Origin of the sequence: Rhizobium sp. BT03 (assembly GCF_030053155.1) — a bacterium.
GTDB lineage: Bacteria > Pseudomonadota > Alphaproteobacteria > Rhizobiales > Rhizobiaceae > Rhizobium.
On record NZ_CP125643.1, the window covers coordinates 354,654 to 373,504 of the forward strand.

Here is an 18,851-nt window from a genome sequence, read left to right on the forward strand (position 1 = left end):
CTTGAAACAATTCCATCGCAAATCCAGCCAGGACCGCAGATCGGAAAATTGCCATTGGACATCCGTCCTTTACAACGCAACGATGCCGTAATCCGGTTCAGTGATCGGGCCGGCAGAGGGCGGATTGAAACTGTGGAGGAAGGCTCTCGTCATAGGGCTGGCGCTCGCTGCAAATCATCGTGATCGAACGCACTGGCCATACGGTTGATCTCGGCTGACCGCGCACCGACCGCCTTGGCGGTCTCGCGCCACCTTGCGGTGTCGCGACTTCCTTAATGATCGCGCGAGCCTCGGCGAGCGTTAGGGCGTAGAGCCCTGCAGGTTCTTCCAGCAGGTCAAGGGAGCAGGTGCCTTCATCAAGATCAATGTTTGTCGTCAGCGCGCGCGCCTTGACATCCGTAGGCACTGGATTGAGGTCATAGGCAGGGGACAACGACCAGCTGGCTTTATTGAGCCACAGAAAGCCGTGATTTTTCTCCCCAGCTCAGAGCTAGAGCGGGCTGCAGCGAGAAGCGGCCCGGGTCCTCGAGCCAGGCACGATCATACTCAAACACGATTGTTTCGGCACCACGGGCGCGATTGCTCCGGGCCAGATGGGACGTGTGCGGCCGTGAAGGTCGAGATGAACTTCGAAATCAGCCATCGCGTGACGATCCCGGTGATCGCCTTGGGTGAGCGTGCTTGGGCAACTCTGCATTGGCCAGAGACTGGCCGACGCTGTCGTCACCGATGTCGGCGACTTGGCTCAGCCCATCTAGCAGGCCGAGTGCCTGGAGGACGCCTGCATAGATGCCGATGCTGACATTGGTGTCGCCGGCCTCGATCTTTTGAAGCGTTGAGCGTGAGGTGAAGGCACGTTCGGCTACTACCGCCATAGGCAGGCGGCGACGTCGACGTGGATGTCTGCGCCCAGTTTGCGCAGCGCGCGCCGCACCCGGAGGGTTGTGAGGTGTCGGAATTTGTCACCTTCGCACTACAGATTGCACTAGATATGTAGCACGAAGGTTACAATTTTTCAAGAGAGATGGTCAGAGAGAAAAGTGGTTAGAATGGGAATTGCGGATAGCGCAAGTACGAGCCAGGCTGGCAGGCGAAGAAAGATGGCGGATCTTGAGGCGCTCAAGATAGATGCCGCCTCCGGACCGGAGGCGCGATCGGAACCACTATCGTCTGCTGATGCGGCTTTTGCCGATTGCCAAGCTGCACCCGGCCGTTAGTCGAACGGGTGCTCCTGGAAGATGCGGTGGTGTCGGTGACCGTGGACACCTCGTCGATCAGGGTCGCAACGTGGCTGGTTTTGAGAAATCGGCGGGCGGACATTGTCGGCCATCAGGACACCAATTGAACTAGGCCATTTGGACTAGAATTTCCACTTATGGCGCGCCAACCGATCGGTTCCTCATGGATCGGGAAGCCGACCTCTACACAGCGGGCTCAATCCTCGAGAATAGTTGCTAATGACCGCTCATCAGACAATCTGATTGAAAGTTCCCCGCGAAGCAGCCATATATTTAGCTCAAATTCATTAGTGCTACGTAGGACATTGATCATGGTAGATGTGGAGCTGCAGGTCGCTCGGCAAAATGCCTCTCTTCGAGTGCAAGTCGAAGAAAGGCTCAGACAGGCTATTGCGACGGGCAAGTTCAAGCCGGGGCAAAGGCTCGTCGAGCGCGAGCTTTGCGAAATGATCGGCGTGGGTCGCACGTCCGTCCGTGAAGCGCTTCGGCAGCTTGAGGCAGAGGGATTGATCACAAGCTTCCCCCACAAGGGTCCAGTTGTCAGTATCATAACCTATGAGGAGGCCGCTCAGCTCTACACCGTCCGCGCGCTGCTCGAGGGGTTTGCTGGTCAGCAGTTCGCCGAAAATGGAACGGCGGAAGATATTGCCACTTTGCAAGATGCCGTTAGAGAATTCGAAGCGTCGGCGGAAAGCGGCGTGGGACACAGGCTCATCGCTGCCAAAAACGCCTTCTATGACTGCTTGATGGATGGCAGCAAAAACGTCTTCGTCAGGCAAATGCTAACATCGCTGCACAACCGGATCAATCTTCTGCGCATGACTTCGATGACACAACCGGGGCGCCTCAAACATAGCATTGCAGAAATCAAAGAGATTGCCGAAGCGATCCAAAATCGCAACGGACCCAGGGCTGCGGCCGCTTGTAAGCACCACATTGATATGGCTGCGAAAGTCGCACTCGAGTACCTGCGCAACAACACCTCAGGCTGATGCCATAAGATTTTCCGAAAATTGACAGATTGTCTGATGCTGGAGGTGGCCGGGTGTAATTAAATCCTTCAGGCACGGTGCTTTTGACAACGCAACAACCTCTCTGGTGTCCATCGGACGATAAGATGGGTGCTGCTTGCACGTCATTTTAAGTGAGGTGATTGAAGAAGCGACGGCAAAATTGGCGTCGTAGCGAGGGCGCGCCGGCCCAAGCATGAATTTTCCGATTGACAGATTGTCTGATAGGTCGTTAACTACTCCTCACTAACGGAGGTAGCTGATTGTGCTTGCCTCACATTCGGGAGCGGGACGTTGTCACCACGAAAAAATCTGCGCGTCGCCTTTATTGGTCTCGGCGCAATGGGCGGGCCGATGGCACAACATCTGTTGTCGGCTCAATTCGAAGTCACTGGCTTTGATCTATCGGCCGAGGCTAGGGAAAGGTTCGCGGCCGTCGGCGGCGTTCCGGCAGAGACGGTAGCGGAAGCATTCAATGGGGCCGATGTTGCGGTTACCATGCTTCCCAACGGCAAGGTTGTTCAAGACGCGCTCTTCAAGGATGGGGCCTGGCAATCCCTGAGTGCTGACGCGCTTGTCATCGACATGAGCTCATCGGCGCCCAATGATACTCGTGAGCTCGCAGAGCGCTTGCATCAGAAGGGCTTGCGGCTGGTCGATGCTCCCGTGTCAGGCGGAGTGAAGCGAGCCGTCGAAGGCTCTCTTACTATCATGGCAGGCGGTGCTTCTGACGATATCGATCAAGCTGATCCCATCCTGTGCGCCATGGGCGGCCAGATTTTTAGGACAGGCCCGATCGGCTCAGGGCACGCCATGAAAGCCATCAACAATTTCGTATCGGGAGCCGGGGTTCTGGCAGCTATCGAAGGCGTTCTTCTTGGCCGAACGTTTGGTCTCGATCCTAGAACGATCGTCGATATTCTCAACTCGTCGTCTGGCAAGAACAACGCAACAGAAGTGAAGATGAAGCAGTTCATCCTCTCGGAGACTTTTGGCTCTGGTTTTGCTTTGGGGCTTATGGCGAAAGACATTAGGATTGCAGCGGACTTGTCGAAGGCGCTCAATCTCCAGCTGCCGACATTGGCCGGTACCGCTGATGCCTGGGATGCTGCTCGGCATGCTTTAGGCCCCGATGTCGACCATACGAAAATTGCGCAGTTCGTGAAAGATCAGGCCTGACCGCGAAAAACTACGCCAAACTGACAGTTGAAAATTGTCTGATAATCTGTCAAATATGATGAAGGGAGCGAAACCCAATGGCCACTTTGGACAGGAAAGATAAGGGGTCTAAGGCCGGCGAGCGAACAGCTCCATCGGAGCAGTTCAAGCGCGGACTTGCTACTCGTCGGCAGGTGATGGGGGACGCTTACGTTGATGCGGCCCTCGGAAAGGCGACCGACTTCACCTGGCCGATGCAGGAACTCGTCACCGAGTATTGTTGGGACAATATCTGGAACCGACCTGGCCTCGACCGTCGCGCTCGATCGATCCTCAACCTTGGAATGATAGCGGTTTTAAACCGACCGCACGAGCTCAGAGGCCACATCCGCGGCGCCATCAACAACGGTGTTACGAAACAGGAGATCCAGGAGATCTTCCTTCAGGTGGCTATCTACGTTGGTGTGCCAGCAGGCATCGACAGTTTCAGGCATGCCCAGGAAGTATTCACCGAAATGGGCATTTGAGAATGTGCTGTCCCGTGAGGGGGCATGTACAACATGCGCGGAGTTCTCAGCGCTTATCAACAAGGGAGGAGCCTAAAATGGCGATAGATCTCAAGAAATTCATAGAATTCGTGCGGGAGGATTTCGAGTTCAAGCGCGAAACTCGTTATCTTAACGGTATATTAAAATGCGATTTCCCTACCCGCAGTGTAGCGCTTCATTTCGAGGACGGTACGTTGCTAAAGGTGGAAGAGGCCGAATACGACGACGACAAGTGCACTATCGTCATACGCGGGACCGGTTCACAGTGGGAGGCGCTGCTTCAGCACAAACCCTTGCCGTTTTATCAGTGCTTGCAGTCATCAAACATCAAGCATGGCCTCTACCTTAGCAGTAACAACGAAACCTTCGCGTATCTGCCTGCTCTCAACCGCATGACCACCCTGATGCGCAATGCCCGTTCTGAAGGAGCAGCAGCATGACCAAGTTTGACCCCATTATCGGCCGTTATCTCTATCTCACCGTAGAAGGTATCGAGTACCGCGTCTATTACGAAGAAGCGGGCCAGGGGATTCCGCTTCTCGTCGGTCATACGGCAGGGTCCGACGGTCGCCAATACCGTCATATGCTTTGCGATTCCGACGTGACGAAAAATTTTCGCGTCATCGCGTTCGATCTGCCGTATCACGGCAAGTCCCTTCCCCCCTACGGCGTTCGCTGGTGGGAGAAGGAATACAACATGACCAAGAAGTTCATGATGGACTTCCAGCTCGAACTCTCAAAAGCGCTCGACCTAGACCGCCCCGTTTATTTGGGCAGCTCCATGGGCGGCCATCTCGCGATCGACCTGGCATCGAACTATCCGGACAACTTCCGCGCCACGATCTCGGTCGAAGGTGCGTTGCGCTCGGCGGCGGAGTACGTCGACGTCGGTATGGCTGGCATCCGCAGGGAGTTCGACAATCCAAACGTCAATCGCACCTCCATCGGTGCGGCGATGATGCTGAATATCTCACCGTACTCGCCAGAAGCGAATGTCCGTGAAATCCAGTGGGAATACAGCTGCGGTGGACCGGGAATCTTCGCGGGTGATCTTTATTACTACTACTACGACCACGATGTGTCGCCAGAAGAAGCCAGCAAAATCGATACGTCGAAATGTATGCTATACTTCCTCACGGGCGAATACGATCCAAACACGTCCCCGGCCGATACCAAGATTGCTGCAGACCTGGTCAAAGGCTCCAAGTTTTGGACAATGGAAAAGCTCGGACATTTTCCCGTTACTGAGGACTATAGCGAGTTCCGGAAGTATCTGTTGCCGATTCTTGAGGAGATCCAACAGTCATCAGCAGCCCGGTCTAAGGTTGCCTGATCCTTTTCTCGGGAGGAGAACTTCAATGAGGTGCATTCTGAATGTCACACTTGGGGCGCTGATCTCGGTTAGCGCCCTGGCGACAACCGCTTACGCGGATGGTGTCGATCAGCTACCGGCTACAGAAAAGAAGATCTATGAAACTGTAGATCCGCAGATTCCATTGGGGGCGAGCGCCTACAAAGACTTCAAGCCCAAAAAGGGTCCTCCGTGGAAGATCGGCTATGCAAGCAGCTACGCTGGCAACACCTGGCGAGCCGCAGCTCTCGATGCGGTCATGAGCGATCTTTTACCGCGATCAAAGGCTGCGGGCCTGGTGTCTGATGTCGTGGTCACCCAGTCGGATCTTAAAGACGCCGTTCAGATCCAGCAGATGCGTCAAATGGTGGACGAAGGCGTCGATGCAATCATCATCTGCTGCTCGAACGTCACGGCTCTTAATCAGACGATCGAATATGCCTACAAAGCCGGTGTGCCGGTGTTCTCATTTTCGGGCTACGTGACGTCGCCATACGCCATCAATGGCGCGGCCAATCACGCGCAGGGCGGTGCCGAGATGGCGACGTGGCTGGCGGAAAAAATAGGAAAGAAGGGCAATATCCTTCTCGTTTCTGGTATTCCCGGTTTCGCTTCTTCGGACAGCTTTGACAAAGCGGCTAAGGAAGCACTTGCTAAGTACCCCGACATAAAGATCGTCGGTGAAGTTGCAGGGAAGTGGACCGACCAGGTGGCCCAGGTCGAAGTTCAGAAGTTTCTTGCGACGAACCCGACGAAGATTGATGGGATCCTCACGCAGGGGGCCCAAGAGAACGGCGTTCTCAACGCAATGCTGCAGTCAGGTCGAGACATGATCCCGATTACTCTCGGGGGGGAAGCTTCCGCCGCGTGCTACTGGCGCAAGAACCCCGAGTTTGTGGACAGGAGTTTCCATATTTGGCCGCCGCGTCGCGAGATGCAACAGATGTGGGAGATCATGCTCCGCACATTGGAGGGACAAGGCCCTAAGGTTCAGTCCTTCCTTCGACCCGTCTTGCCTTACACCATCGATGAAGTCCGCGCGGCAATACCAGAAGATTGCGACTTGAACTCGACAGACTTCGTGGAGCCCAAGGCGGACGGGTGGTTTCCTGCTGCGATTGCTGCAGACTACTTCGAACGCCCGGCTGATCCCTGGAAGCCTGTGTCGAAGTGAAACTGTTCTGCCCGGTGGGTCTTGCCACCGGACAGAAGTTTCTCTTGTGGGAGGACCGCCTCGCGCGGCCGTTGGGATTAGAGGATCTCCGATGCAAAACCAAACTACGATCAAGTTGATCAATGTTGCCAAGTCTTTCGGCGAGACTAAGGCCTTAAAGAAGTGTGATTTTGAAGCCCGGGCCGGAGAAGTGCACGCCATCGTCGGAGAGAATGGAAGTGGCAAAAGCACGATGGCGAAGATCATGTCTGGAGTGTTGCACCCAGATTCCGGGAGCGTTTCGGTCCTTGGAGAAGAGATTTCGACTCCGACTGACGCCAAGCGCATCGGGCTGACAACGATCTTCCAGGAAGTGCTGGTGGCCGACGAGGCCAGTGTATTGGAAAACCTGTATGTCGGGCGCGACGGCATCTTCCGCTCGCAGGGCGGCAGTGGTCGGCGTACCGAGGCTGAGGAGATCCTGAAACGCCTCGTCGGCAAGCCCGTGGATCTCGATCAGAACGTTGGGGCATTGCCTCTGAGCGTCAAGCAATGGATAGTTATTGCGCGAGCGGTCTTGCGCAGGCCGAAGGTCCTCATCCTCGATGAATCGTCTGCGGCATTAGACCTCGATTCCACGATCCGCCTCCACGAGGAAATTGATCGTCTCCGTAGGGAAGGTGCGACCGTGCTGATCGTAACGCATCGGATCGCTGAACTTGTCCGCATCGCCGATCGAGCCACGATCCTTCGCGACGGCGTCACCATTGGTACGCTCGAGAAGCATGAAATAACTGAAGAGAACCTGCTTTCAATGATGACGCCCGCGGACCGAAACGCAAGCGACGCGAAGGCGTACGAATCAAAGCAAGTAGGCGCCGCCGCGCCGGCCGTGGTAGCGGTAAGAGACCTCGTTACTCACAGCGCGGCAGCGCCCTTCGATTTCGATCTACCGAAAGGAGCGATCATCGGTGTTGCAGGACTCGACGGGCACGGGCAGGACGCTTTCGTACGCGCCGTTGCGGGTATCATCCAGCCTTTTGGTGGTAATGTCCAAGTCTGGTCATCCAGCACCGAGAGAATGAAAAAGGTCGCATCGCTCGAAGACGCTACCAAAGCAGGAATCTCGTATATTTCCGGCGACCGCAAGCGTGAAGGTATCTTCCCTCAGCAGAGCATCTTCGAAAATCTTGCCATCGGCGTCTATCGCAAGAACCTCGGTCCTCTTGGTATAATCAATAAGGCCGGCCTCAAACCCATGTTCAAACGCGAGGTGGATCGGCTCCGGATTAAGATTGGAAGTCCGGCGAACAAGATCACCTCACTGTCGGGCGGAAATCAGCAAAAAGTTTTGATCGGCCGTGCCTTTGCAAACGAACCGTCCGTCATCGTCCTTAACGATCCCGCTCGCGGTGTCGACCTCGGAACGAAGCGCGATCTCTACCGCGAACTGCGCCTGTTCACGGAGAAGGGTGGCAGCGTGATTTATCTATCAAGCGAAATCGAAGAGTTCATCGGCTTTGCGGACCGCGTCGACGTCTTCTTTGCTGGAAGGCTTTTCCGGTCGCTAGCAGGCGAGGACATAGCGGAAGAGCCAATCTTGGCCGCAATGTTTGGAAAATCGCCAAACGCCTCCATCGAGTTCGATCTGGAAAGGACTGCATGATGTCTGGAATCGCATTCCGTCAAATCACCCAGGACCGTTCCCTCTTCGTGCCGGCCGGCCTATTCATTGTCCTTTTGGTCGCCGTTGCCCTACGCGGACACGGGCTATTCACGAACAACGGCCTCGCAGGTGCAATCCTTGTCGCCACGCCCTTGATTCTAACGGCGCTTGCCCTCACCCCCATTGTCATGGCGGGTCGTGGAGCAGTGGACCTTTCAGTTGGCCCCTTGATGGGGTTCATCAACGTTACCCTTATTACCTGGCTTGTGGGTAACGGAATTACCAACCCTATCGCAGTGATAGTATGGGCAGTCGGCCTGGGAGCGGCATTCCAGCTACTCCAGGCGCTGGTTATCATTTATGTGCGTGTCGCTCCGATAATCGTTACGCTGTCGGGTTTTCTTGTCCTCTCCGGGTTGAACCTGATGGTGATGTCCCGACCGGGTGGAGTCGCGCCCGACTGGATGCTTAGCTGGGGGGCGGGGACCGACATCATGTCACCTGTTTTGCTGTTGCTGGTTGCAGCGTATGCATTATGGCTCCTTCTCAGGGGGACTATGTTTTACCGCAACCTTCGCATGACGGGTGCGGATGAGCGCATGGCGTATACGAGCGGCGTTCGAGTGGACGCAGTCCGCATCATCGCCCACGTTGTTGGTGGAGCATTCGCTGGACTTGCCGCCCTCAGCTACACGGCGCTGATCTCCTCTGGTGATCCGACGCAGGGCAGCACCTACACCCTTCAGGCTGTTACGGCCCTGGTTCTCGGAGGTGCGAGCCTCTCCGGTGGTCGTGGTGGAGCACTTGGATCTACGCTTGGCGCGATCAACATGTTCCTCATCTCCTATCTCCTCTCCACCTTCAACTTCGGCACGGTTTCGGGGTTCGTTACCCAGATGGCATTCGGCTTAATCCTCGTCGGATCACTTCTCGTGAACGTCTTTGTCATCAGTCGCCGCGCGGTTGTGTAAGGAGCAAGATAATGGTCGCGACAGTTATGAATTCCGAAATCAAATCGGCTCAGAAGTCTAACCCGCTCAAGGCTCATCGGAGCATCGTCATTGGCTTTGTTCTTCTGGCCTCTCTCTTAGCACTCGGTGCATTGCTGGTCCCCGGCTTCGTATCATCCCAAAACGCGCGTTCAATCCTTCTTCTCGCAGCGTTTCTGGGGCTTGCCTCCATTGGCCAGACCCTGTGCGCTCTGGTCGGTGCGCTCGATCTTTCGATACCATATATTATTGGAGGCGCGAACATCCTCCTTCCCAGCCTTATGGTCGCAGGTATTCCCGCTCCCCTCGCGATGCTGGTTGTCATGCTCCTCGGTGCGCTTGTCGGGGCCGCCAATGGCGCCCTGAGCTTCCGTCTCCAAGGGCAAGCGCTGATCATGTCGCTCGGAGTTGGCTTCGCGGCCGTCGGTGCGGTCCAGATCTACACCTCACTCGGCTCGGCGTTTGGTGGTACAGTGTTTGCTCCGGTACCCGAATGGCTGAGGAACATTTCGGCGTTCAACGGAAAGTTTTTCGGCCTGTCGCTGCCTCCGGTCATCGTGATCTGGGCTATCGTCGCCATCGCGCTTGGATGGTTCATGTACAACACCTGGTTTGGCCGCAGCATTTACGCCGTCGGCGGAAGCCGGACGGCGGCCGCCCGCCTCGGAATCTCCGAATTCAAGGTCTGGACCGTCATCCATAGCGTCAGCGGTGCCATGTCTGCAATCACGGGCATGCTGCTACTAGGGTTTTCCGGTGGTGGCTTCGTCGGCGTGGGCGACCCTTATCTTTTCACCACCGTAGCAGCGGTGGTGATTGGAGGGACGTCGCTTCTTGGTGGGGCGGGCGGCTATGGCGCGACAGTGCTCGGTGTTCTTGTCCTGACTGTACTGACCTCGCTTCTAGTTGGCCTCGGACTGAACTTTCCGGCGCAGCAGGCTGTCGTCGGTCTGCTCATCGTTCCGATGGTCGCGATATACGCACGGTCACCACACATTCGAAATCAGATATGATCAATGCATAGAAAGGAAGATCCATGGCAATCTCCAGCACCCTGCTAGGCCGTTTAAAGGACCAGACTCTCGTTCGCGAGCAGATGCTGGTTGGAGGAAAGTGGTCGAGCGAAGGGGTAAACGGCACACGCATCAACGTGCTAAACCCCTCCACGATGGACGTCCTTGCCTCTTTGCCTAGCGCTGGCCTTGCTGAAGTGCGAGCCTCTATCGATGCTGCAAAGGCTGCACAGAAGAAGTGGGCTAAGGTTTCGGCGAAGGAACGCTCGCTGATCATGCGGAAGTTCTACGAAGAGGTGGTAGCTAACGCTGAAGACCTGGCCGTAATTCTGACATCGGAAATGGGCAAGCCACTGGCGGAAGCGCGTGGCGAGATTGCTTACGGCGCTTCCTACATCGAATGGTTCGGTGAGGAAGCCAAGCGTGTCTATGGTGACACCATTCCAGGTCACCAGGCCGACAAGCGACTGCTTGTCATCAAGCAGCCGGTTGGCGTTGTGGCCGCCATCGCTCCTTGGAACTTTCCGTCGGCGATGGTGTGCCGCAAGATCGCGCCGGCGCTCGCGTCCGGCTGCGCGATCGTATTCAAGCCTGCTGCCGAGACTCCGTTATCGGCGCTTGCATTGGCGATCCTCGCGGAGCGTGCCGGAATACCCGATGGCTTGTTCAGCGTCCTCCCGACGGATAATGCAAGAATGTTTGGCGAGGAGGTCTGCTCCAACCCGGTCGTCAAGAAACTGACCTTCACCGGTTCGACCGAAGTTGGCCGTATCTTGATGGCGCAAGGCGCCCAGAAGATCATGAAGCTGAGCCTGGAACTCGGCGGCAATGCGCCGTTTATCGTTTTCGACGATGCAGATCTCGACCAGGCGGTCGAGGGGGCTATGCTTTCTAAGTTTCGTAACGCGGGTCAAACCTGCGTGTGCGCGAATCGTATTTACGTACAGAGCGGGATCCATGACAGGTTCGTCGAGAAGCTGGCAATGCGCGTGAGTGCCTTGCAGGTTCTTGACGGGTTTGAGAGCGGGGCGACGATCGGCCCGTTGATCAACGATGAAGCGGTAGCAAAGCTCTATGGTCATATCGATGACGCTGTGACCAAGGGTGCGACTGTCGTGGTTGGTGGTGACCGCGATGCTCGCGGAGGCACGTTCGTCCAACCAACGCTTCTCTCGGGTGCCACAAAGGATATGAAGGTTGCGCGTGAGGAAACCTTCGCGCCTCTGGCTCCGGTGTTCAAGTTCGATACTGTCGAGGAAGTCATCGAACTCGCGAACGATACGGAATTCGGCTTGGCAGCCTACTTTTTCGCCAACGACCTCAGGAACGTTTGGAAGGTCACAGAGGCGCTGGAATACGGCATGGTTGGCGTGAACACGGGTCTGATTTCCACCGAATTAGCGCCATTCGGCGGCGTCAAGCAATCCGGCTTCGGCCGAGAGGGCTCAAAGTACGGAATGGATGACTTCTTATCCATGAAATACGTCTGCATGGGCGGGATCGGCGCATAGCGATCGCCCAAGGGTCGCTCGCCGACTGAACTTAAAGGGGGAGAGGTCTGTTGAATAGAGGCAGGACAGCAACATCCTCTCCGCCGGTTGCGAGGTCTCAAAAGGCTGGACTTTTCTAGAGGTTTCGCGGGAGCTGTCCTACGGATCTTCCCTTCCGACCCCTTCTGGGGCCGGCCTTGCAGACGAGATTTCTGCCTGTCTTTTCGATTGTCGATCCTTCCGCCAATGCCCTACAAGGTAAGTCTTTCCCAGATAGCTTGTAGCCTTCGAAGAGGTAACACGACATGAACGAGCTGTTGCACCGTGGCGTTGTCGTTTCAACGTATCGGAGTCCTGAGCAGGAGCATGATCACCACCCGATCGATGCACGCGTTCGTCCTGAAATCGATCAGGCCGACGATGCTGCACGTGCCAGCGTGGAGGGTCAAGCGAAAGCCATTCGCGTCAACCAGCGACGCGTCAAGGTGTAGTTGTCGGCGGCCGCACCCTCAGTGTCGGTTTGACGTAGCCGCCGATCTTCGCCGGCGCCAGGCCTTTATGGTAGATCCGGATGCGTCCGGGTCATCCAGACGTCAAACGCGTAATGCAGGAAGAGATTCGATAGGATCGGGCTGACCACGCCCCCTTGCGGGGTACCACGCATCCGCTCAATGACTTCTCCGTTCTTTTCCATAGGCGCGGTCAACCATCTTTCGATGTAGAGCAGAGCCCAGTTGCATTTAACGTCTTTTCTGACCGTCTTCAGCAAGAGATCATGCGGAAGATTGTCGAACAGCTTTGATGTCGGATTCCGGATCAATCATCTGCTTGACCACCATCTGCGCGATCCGATCACTGACCGCCGGTTCCAGATCTTGTAGAGATTTCTCGCAAGGTCTTTGTCAAACATCTCCAGGGTCTCACCGTCCACCCGGCTGCACCACGGTTGGCTTTGACCGCTTTGTAAGCTTCGTACACTTGCCGCTTCTCAATCCGAAACGGCTTGTCTGTCGTACCTATCGAAGTCATCCTGTTTCCAGTTGTTCCAAACAATACGACCACCTGATCCGATCCCTTTGCTCCGGCCCCATTACAGGGCCCTCAACGCTCATACGGATCGGTCCGCCCCAGTCTCCTGCATCGGTACTCTCGCCTTACGGTTTCTCCGCTTGGGCTTCTCCCTTGGCATCAGGAGCCTGGTTCCTGCAGTTCCGGGTGAAAGCCTGTGTCCAACTCACGCCCCCTCTACGCCGGTCGCCGCCCGCCCAATCATCAGGCACCCGGCGGACTTGTCCCAGGATGACGAAACAGTCCTGGTTTCGACGACGCTTATATTCATAACGGCGCGTCTTCGGAGGGTTCACTTTCGTTCGTCTTCGGACACGCACCTGCTCGGATCTCGTCCGAACTTTTCATCCGGCGCTCACCACCACGGCTCTTTACCGCAGCAGCTCGGACTGGTTTGAGACCCGCTCCTGAAAGCCGATCCCGGAGGGCCATCCTCCATCATTCACGCAGCTTCACGTTACGGGGTTAGCTCACACTGAACTCCTTCCGTGCCTCTGCAGCACACTTTCGTCGATGAAGATCAGTTTCTCCGGATCGAGGTCCAATTGACCATCGAACCAGGCGCGCCGGCGCTTCAGGACGTCCGGTCGGTCCTGCTCCAGTGCGTGTGCGGTCTTTTTTAAAGGTCCACCCACGGCTTCGAAGCCAAGCGCCAAGTGCGCTGCGGCTGATCTTCACCTGCCGCTCGACGGACAAGCGCTCAACCATCTCATCGAGCGTCACATCCCTACGCTCGTTGATCAACGCGACAACGAATTCCTCGTGTGCATCCACTGCCGAAGGTCGTCTCCAGCCCTGTGGCCGAGCAGTCAGCTCACCCTCTTTCGCTCTTGCAATCCAGCGGATCGCCGTCGAAATCCCAACTCCGAAACGAGCCGCAGCCTGTCGAGCCGACATGCCCGCCGCAGACGCTTTCAAAACCCGTATTCGAAGATCATCGCTCAGGGCCTGTCCCATCATCCACCTCTTCTCTGTGGAGTTGAATCAGCTTCGATGGACGCCGTCACATCACAATCGATTCATCGATCGCAGGACTTGCTCTAGGTCGCTCGTGGCGGGGCGAAACTCGGTTGCTGAAAACGATGATGCTCTTCGAACGGCGCCAAATAAAATTTTGCCGGCTGCATCCTCCTTGTAAGCGCGGACGATCCATTGGACGCCTGACTATCCTTAAAACGTCGTCTTTTTGCATTCGAGACGGGCAGGAAAGGCTTCATTAACCAACGCAACCAATAGGTATTCTCAGCTATGTCACAGACCCACAAGATTGATCTGCCGTTCGAATGAATGAAACGGCAATTGGAAGATTTGAGTAGACAAGTCGATCGTCCACCTCACCTAAAAGGTTTGCCTTTATGCCCAAGTCCATTAGACTCGCTTTATCTTTGATATTTGTTCTGCTCTCTCTTCTCGCGGCGGGCCAGGGCATCGTGAGTATCGTCAAGCTGCTGTCCATTAGGAGCAATATATCCGAAGTTGCCAGCAACTGGCTGCCATCGATCGATGTGATAAATCGGATCAATACGATCACCGGGGACTACCGCATCCTGCAGTTCAGGCTGGTGACAAACTCATCAGATTCGACGAGCCTTGCGCATAATATCACCACCTTCCGCCAGAAGATGGAGGATCTCGCGAATGCCCGTGGTGAATATGAGCCGATGGTGACATCCGGCGAGGAGCGTCAGGCCTATGACGCGTTCTCCGCTTTGTGGACGCAATATCAGGAGGATGGCGAGCGGATTGTTAAACTAATGCAGGCAGGCAAGAAGGATGAAGCATTTGCTCTTCTAACGAGTGACGCCACGACGAAACTGTATAATGATAGCGGAGCGCTCCTTGACCAGGATGTCGCAGTTAACAAGCGTGGTGGAGTCGCGGCCGTCGGAAACACGATGGGCGCCGTTTCATCGACGGTTTTGGTCACCATTCTTGCCATGGCGCTGGCAACTACGACGGGCATTATAGCCCTGCTTTACTGCATCCGGAAGATTACCGATCCGATCTCGCGGTTGACTACCACGATGGGCGTACTGGCAGATGGTAATCTCGACACTGAGGTTCCTTTCGCAATGCGCGCCGACGAAATCGGCAAGATGTCGAGAGCCGTTGAGGTATTCAAGCAAAACAGCATCAAGGCCCGCGATCTGAACGCGCAGGAGGCCGCGTTGCAGGCCAAGAGCGCCGACTTGCAGTCGAGCATTGCCGAGGTGGTGTCAGCCGCCGTAGCCGGTGACTTCACCCATCGCATCACCAAGAAATACGGCGATGCGGCTCTCGACCGTTTTGCAGGAAGCGTCAACGAGCTGGTCACCTCTGTTGACCGGGGCATCGCCGAAACTCGCCGAGTTATCTCAGCGCTTGCCGATGGGGATCTGACGGAAAACATGTGCGGCGAGTTTCAGGGAGCCTTTGGTGAACTGAAGAGTAATGTCAACGCCACCATGGCAGCCCTTCGATCCGTATTAGGCGAGGTTCGCTCCGCCGTCGACACGATCAACGGCGGAGCCGGCGAGATGCGCATCGCCTCAGGCGACCTTTCAAAGCGCACGGAACAGCAAGCCGCGGCCCTGGAGGAGACCTCTTCGGCGCTTGAGGAAATCACGGTGGCGGTAAAAAGCTCGACAGAAAGAGCCACGGAAGCCAGCCATATGGTCGATGAGGCACGCAGAAGCACCGAGCAGTCGAGCGCGGTTGTCAAAGACGCGGTCGCCGCCATGGGCCGCATCGAGCAGGCCTCGGATGAAATCGGCCAGATCATTAACGTCATTGACGAGATCGCCTTCCAGACCAATCTTTTGGCCCTTAACGCCGGCGTCGAGGCGGCGCGTGCGGGTGACGCTGGAAAGGGTTTCGCCGTTGTGGCTCAGGAGGTGCGTGAACTGGCACAGCGCTCCGCCACTGCCGCCAAGGATATCAAGGCGCTGATCAACCGGTCCGGCGACGAGGTCAAAACTGGGGTCAGGCTGGTAACGGCCACAGGCGATGCCCTTGGTCTAATCCGAGGCCACGTGATCAAGGTGAACGAGCACGTTCATACGATCTCGACGGCGGCACGAGAGCAATCGACCGGGCTGGCGGAAGTCAGCACTGCGGTCAACCAGATGGATCAGACGACCCAGCAGAATGCGGCGATGGTGGAAGAATCGACGGCGGCCACCAACCGGTTGGCGGATGAGGCTTCCAATCTGGCGCGGCTTATTGCGCGCTTCAGGCTCGACGGTTCGACTGTTGTACGGCGTGTTGCCCACCAGAACGGTAAGCCGGCCGCCTCGCCAGCGCGTGCCCTCTCCCAGAAGCTTGCCGGCGCCTTCGGCGGACGTACTACAGCCGCTGTCGCGACTAAGGAATGGGAAGAGTTTTAATGAATCATGTCATAATTCACCGCAGGATATTATCGGTTTCCATCTGGCAGCCAGCAGTTCTGCATGAAGACGACGTTGATCCCGGAAATCCGGGGGTTAGCAGAGGCGACGCCGCTGCCCCTAACGCATGTTCTCGGTTCAGGGATCTGCCGGTTCTGTCATTCCGGTGATAGAGCTTGCTGCCGAGATAACCAATCCCATCGGTCTAGCCACAGCGCCATTGTCGTCGTTGAGGTAGCAGATGGTATCATCGGCCCGGTCGTCGATCAGGTCTCTGGCATTCTATCGATCAACGGCGATCGGATCCAACCGGTTCGGACTTAGGCGCGACTTCGACCCAACCTTCAGCTACGGAATCACTCCGCTTGAACAAGGGATGGAATGCTTCCTTAGTTTTGAGCAAAGGTTTGGCACCAATCAGGACGCATCGCAGCTGCCTAGCAGACTTTTGCTTTTTCACCTTCCGCGACTGTCTTCCTTCAAGACGCGGAGTATTAACGAAATTCAACGAGAGTTCGAAGATGTCCAAAGTTATCGCAATCAATTTCGGGCAACAGGCTAAGACAGATACCCACTTAGAAAGCCACGAAGATGCACAGTCGCAGCGCCTGGAGCAAGAGCGGCTGCAAATGATCCAAATCACCAATCACCTTGAAGCACTGTACGCTCGGCTGCTGACCGTCTGTGGCGACAGACCGAAAAATTAAGGGCGCAGCGATGGTATAGCCCGGTGGAGCGCTGCGAACCACAGCGCCATCGCGAAGGGCTATTTCCGGGTCAGCTTTCGGGCGGAGAGGCCTGCGAAGCACACATAGATCGCCTATGCGGCAGAACATCGCTCATATGCACTGTTTTAGATGGCAGTTCGCCGTAACGTCTCTTGTACTCTGCAGCAAAACGGCCGAGGTGTGTGAAGCCCCACTTAAGCGCTATTTCCGAAACGCTGATTTTAGCGCCGTTTTGCAGCAGTTCCTGTCGAGCTGCGCACATACGCAAGTCTCGGAGGTGCATTGTGGGGCTGGTATTACGAAATTGTCGGAAGCCGTGCTGCAAAGTCCGCACGCTGACCTTGGCCGCAGCGGCGATATCGTTAAGGGAAATGGGTTGAGCCATATGCTCTTCCATAAACTCCATTGCCCGTTTCACGTGGCGAGGCGTGGGAGACGGAGACGGACGACGAAGTTCATCGGTATAGCGATGCATACAGCTTTCGATCAAAAGGTACTCTATCGCGTCGAGGAGCGAGCTATAGGCCGACGGGCATTGTCGCAGAGCCCCCCCGGCACTGAGGCCGCGATGGGCAGACAGGGCTAGTTCTCGCATGAGCGTTCCCGCGCTCGATGCAAGATCAAGGGTCGGCTGAATTTGCAGATTTCCGCTGATCGTCCGATCGAGCATGCGAGAAAGCTTGTCACGCAAGGATTGCGTATCGATCGTCAATGACAGTTGAGATCTTATGCCATCTTGTCGGGCATTCAGCGGAGCATTTGCAACATGCGGCGACTCTACCTGTTGCCCAGACCAATGAAAGACTGCATTCCCGGACGCCGGCAGGAAGACCGTTACGACGTCAACTGGGGAATCTATCATGACCGAGAACGCCCCTTCATGATGGGCATCCGCAACGCCAAAACCATCAAGGGAAATTCGACTGCAGCGAGAGTTAAGCGATCTACTGTCGTGTTGAGCAAGGTCAGAGGACGCCAGGGGCGATGATATCAAAGGCAAAAGACGTTCGGGATCGGAGCCCTCGATAAAGTTGTCTTTCACTAAGGTCCCTTCATCGGGCTTGCTGAACAAACTTTCGGTCATCCAATATAAACCTATCTATGAACACCAACTCGCACATGCCGGGACTAGTTTTCCAAACCTTCAAAGCTCGAGACCGGATGGCGTGCGAGCGATTTTGATCGCGTACATGACCGATTCGGACCTTTGTGGAGGCCGGTTGAATCTCTCATTCCCTAGGCTTTCGTCATGGCGGATCATCACCAGCACCGACATCCACGTTCTCCCGCTCGAGATGGCCTCCTAGTTTTTCAGCGCTGCAGTTGGGAAGCCTCTAATGATGCGATGACTGGCTTCCACAAGCCTCGAACAGATTGACAGATTGTCTGATATACGTTAATGCTATTCCTGATCAAAGGCAAGGCAGCATCAGGGAAATCTGCCACGGTTCTAGTGGAGTTCCCGCACGGCAAATCAATCTAAAGATGCCTCCCAAGGCGAGGGGTGACGGGCTGCTTTCGATCGCAGCCCGTCACGGGAAGGGTGGGAGTGCTATGAGTGGGAGAGAACCTACGCCAACCGACCTTGGAGGCCGTTGAGTCGACACGGAGAAAAATGATTGTGCTGTAGGATGGCCCCACGATTTCGCCACACGCTGGTCCTCTTAACCTGCGCATCAGCATACTTCGGTTATGACGTATAAGAGAGGCACGCTCCAGGCTCAACACTCGGAGACGCAAAGACGTCGACGAGTTCTTTTGGCCTACTAAGCGAGGCGGTCGCGGCAAATATCAATGCGTAAGCCGCGCCTCGTCGCATTGAGTTGACTTTGCGCTCTTCTTAGCGGGTACGGACTCCGGGCGTCTGATTGGGCAAAAGAAGAGCTTAAGGACGAAACCTGATGATGGTCAAACAGCTTGTGCTGCCATAGGCGTGCTGTTGTCTGTGCCGCGCGAACGCGAAAAGCGCGATCAAATCGGAACGTGGCGGCGAGAGAAGACTAACAGGAAAGACCACATCAAACTCAACCGGGTGTCGGAATACCGATGCTTACGGCATTGCGTGCATGAGGCC

General features: G+C 55.9%; 14 protein-coding genes and 4 pseudogenes. 13 read left to right on the forward strand and 5 right to left on the reverse strand.

All coding sequences use genetic code 11. The features are described from left to right. Positions 1–149 precede the first annotated feature (149 nt). Together QMO80_RS29095 and QMO80_RS29100 are read right to left on the reverse strand one after the other, a co-directional pair. Positions 150–475: pseudogene (locus tag QMO80_RS29095) on the reverse strand (HipA domain-containing protein); the annotation flags it as partial. Positions 476–635: 160 nt separating this feature from the next. After that, positions 636–959 (reverse strand): annotated as a pseudogene (locus QMO80_RS29100) (hypothetical protein). Positions 960–1,549: 590 nt separating this feature from the next. Here QMO80_RS29100 and QMO80_RS29105 point away from each other — a divergent pair. The 11 genes from QMO80_RS29105 (at position 1,550) to QMO80_RS29155 (ending at position 12,107) form a co-directional block, all read left to right on the forward strand. Continuing rightward, a complete protein-coding gene (locus QMO80_RS29105) occupies positions 1,550–2,230 on the forward strand; it encodes a GntR family transcriptional regulator (protein WP_004668612.1) in 681 nt (226 codons plus the stop codon). 312 nt (positions 2,231–2,542) lie between these two features. Then, entirely contained in the window at positions 2,543–3,427 is an 885-nt protein-coding gene (locus QMO80_RS29110) for an NAD(P)-dependent oxidoreductase (protein WP_004668614.1), read from the forward strand. Between the two features lie 77 nt (positions 3,428–3,504). Then, complete coding sequence (locus QMO80_RS29115) at positions 3,505–3,933, forward strand: carboxymuconolactone decarboxylase family protein (protein WP_004668619.1); 429 nt, start codon at positions 3,505–3,507, stop codon at positions 3,931–3,933. Between the two features lie 77 nt (positions 3,934–4,010). Continuing rightward, complete coding sequence (locus QMO80_RS29120; protein ID WP_004668622.1) at positions 4,011–4,394, forward strand: hypothetical protein; 384 nt, start codon at positions 4,011–4,013, stop codon at positions 4,392–4,394. After that, a complete protein-coding gene (locus tag QMO80_RS29125) occupies positions 4,391–5,287 on the forward strand; it encodes an alpha/beta fold hydrolase (RefSeq protein WP_004668623.1) in 897 nt (298 codons plus the stop codon). Before QMO80_RS29120 ends, QMO80_RS29125 begins: the two co-directional genes overlap by 4 nt. Positions 5,288–5,312: 25 nt before the next feature. Then, positions 5,313–6,479: an ABC transporter substrate-binding protein gene (locus tag QMO80_RS29130; protein WP_008534334.1), complete on the forward strand. Its 1,167-nt coding sequence runs from the start codon at positions 5,313–5,315 to the stop codon at positions 6,477–6,479. A gap of 91 nt (positions 6,480–6,570) precedes the next feature. Further along, complete coding sequence (locus QMO80_RS29135) at positions 6,571–8,124, forward strand: sugar ABC transporter ATP-binding protein (protein ID WP_064811971.1); 1,554 nt, start codon at positions 6,571–6,573, stop codon at positions 8,122–8,124. Next, positions 8,121–9,095 carry an ABC transporter permease gene (locus tag QMO80_RS29140; RefSeq protein ID WP_008534336.1) on the forward strand — a complete coding sequence of 325 codons (975 nt, stop codon included), beginning with the start codon at positions 8,121–8,123 and terminating at the stop codon, positions 9,093–9,095. The genes QMO80_RS29135 and QMO80_RS29140 overlap by 4 nt, the downstream gene beginning before the upstream one ends. An 11-nt stretch (positions 9,096–9,106) precedes the next feature. After that, positions 9,107–10,126, forward strand: coding sequence for an ABC transporter permease (locus QMO80_RS29145; RefSeq protein ID WP_004668632.1), 1,020 nt, complete (start codon positions 9,107–9,109; stop codon positions 10,124–10,126). Between the two features lie 23 nt (positions 10,127–10,149). After that, a complete protein-coding gene (locus tag QMO80_RS29150) occupies positions 10,150–11,637 on the forward strand; it encodes an NAD-dependent succinate-semialdehyde dehydrogenase (protein ID WP_008534338.1) in 1,488 nt (495 codons plus the stop codon). Positions 11,638–11,921: 284 nt separating this feature from the next. Then, positions 11,922–12,107: a hypothetical protein gene (locus tag QMO80_RS29155; RefSeq protein WP_004668636.1), complete on the forward strand. Its 186-nt coding sequence runs from the start codon at positions 11,922–11,924 to the stop codon at positions 12,105–12,107. Positions 12,108–12,175: 68 nt separating this feature from the next. On the opposite strand, the pseudogene QMO80_RS33095 reads toward QMO80_RS29155, so the two are convergent. After that, a pseudogene (locus QMO80_RS33095) lies at positions 12,176–12,645 on the reverse strand (reverse transcriptase domain-containing protein); the annotation flags it as partial. A gap of 545 nt (positions 12,646–13,190) precedes the next feature. After that, positions 13,191–13,641, reverse strand: a pseudogene (locus tag QMO80_RS29165) (helix-turn-helix domain-containing protein); the annotation flags it as partial. Positions 13,642–14,039: 398 nt separating this feature from the next. Here QMO80_RS29165 and QMO80_RS29170 point away from each other — a divergent pair. Both QMO80_RS29170 and QMO80_RS29175 read left to right on the forward strand, forming a co-directional pair. After that, positions 14,040–16,049 (forward strand): methyl-accepting chemotaxis protein, encoded by a 2,010-nt coding sequence (locus QMO80_RS29170; protein ID WP_012489469.1) that lies wholly within the window; start codon positions 14,040–14,042, stop codon positions 16,047–16,049. 521 nt (positions 16,050–16,570) lie between these two features. Continuing rightward, positions 16,571–16,756, forward strand: a complete 186-nt coding sequence (locus QMO80_RS29175) for a hypothetical protein (RefSeq protein WP_004673279.1) — start codon at positions 16,571–16,573, stop codon at positions 16,754–16,756. A 70-nt stretch (positions 16,757–16,826) separates the two neighbouring features. Here the strand turns inward: QMO80_RS29175 and QMO80_RS29180 are convergent, their stop codons facing one another. Then, positions 16,827–17,861 (reverse strand): AraC family transcriptional regulator, encoded by a 1,035-nt coding sequence (locus QMO80_RS29180; RefSeq protein ID WP_008534360.1) that lies wholly within the window; start codon positions 17,859–17,861, stop codon positions 16,827–16,829. Positions 17,862–18,851: the final 990 nt, after the last annotated feature.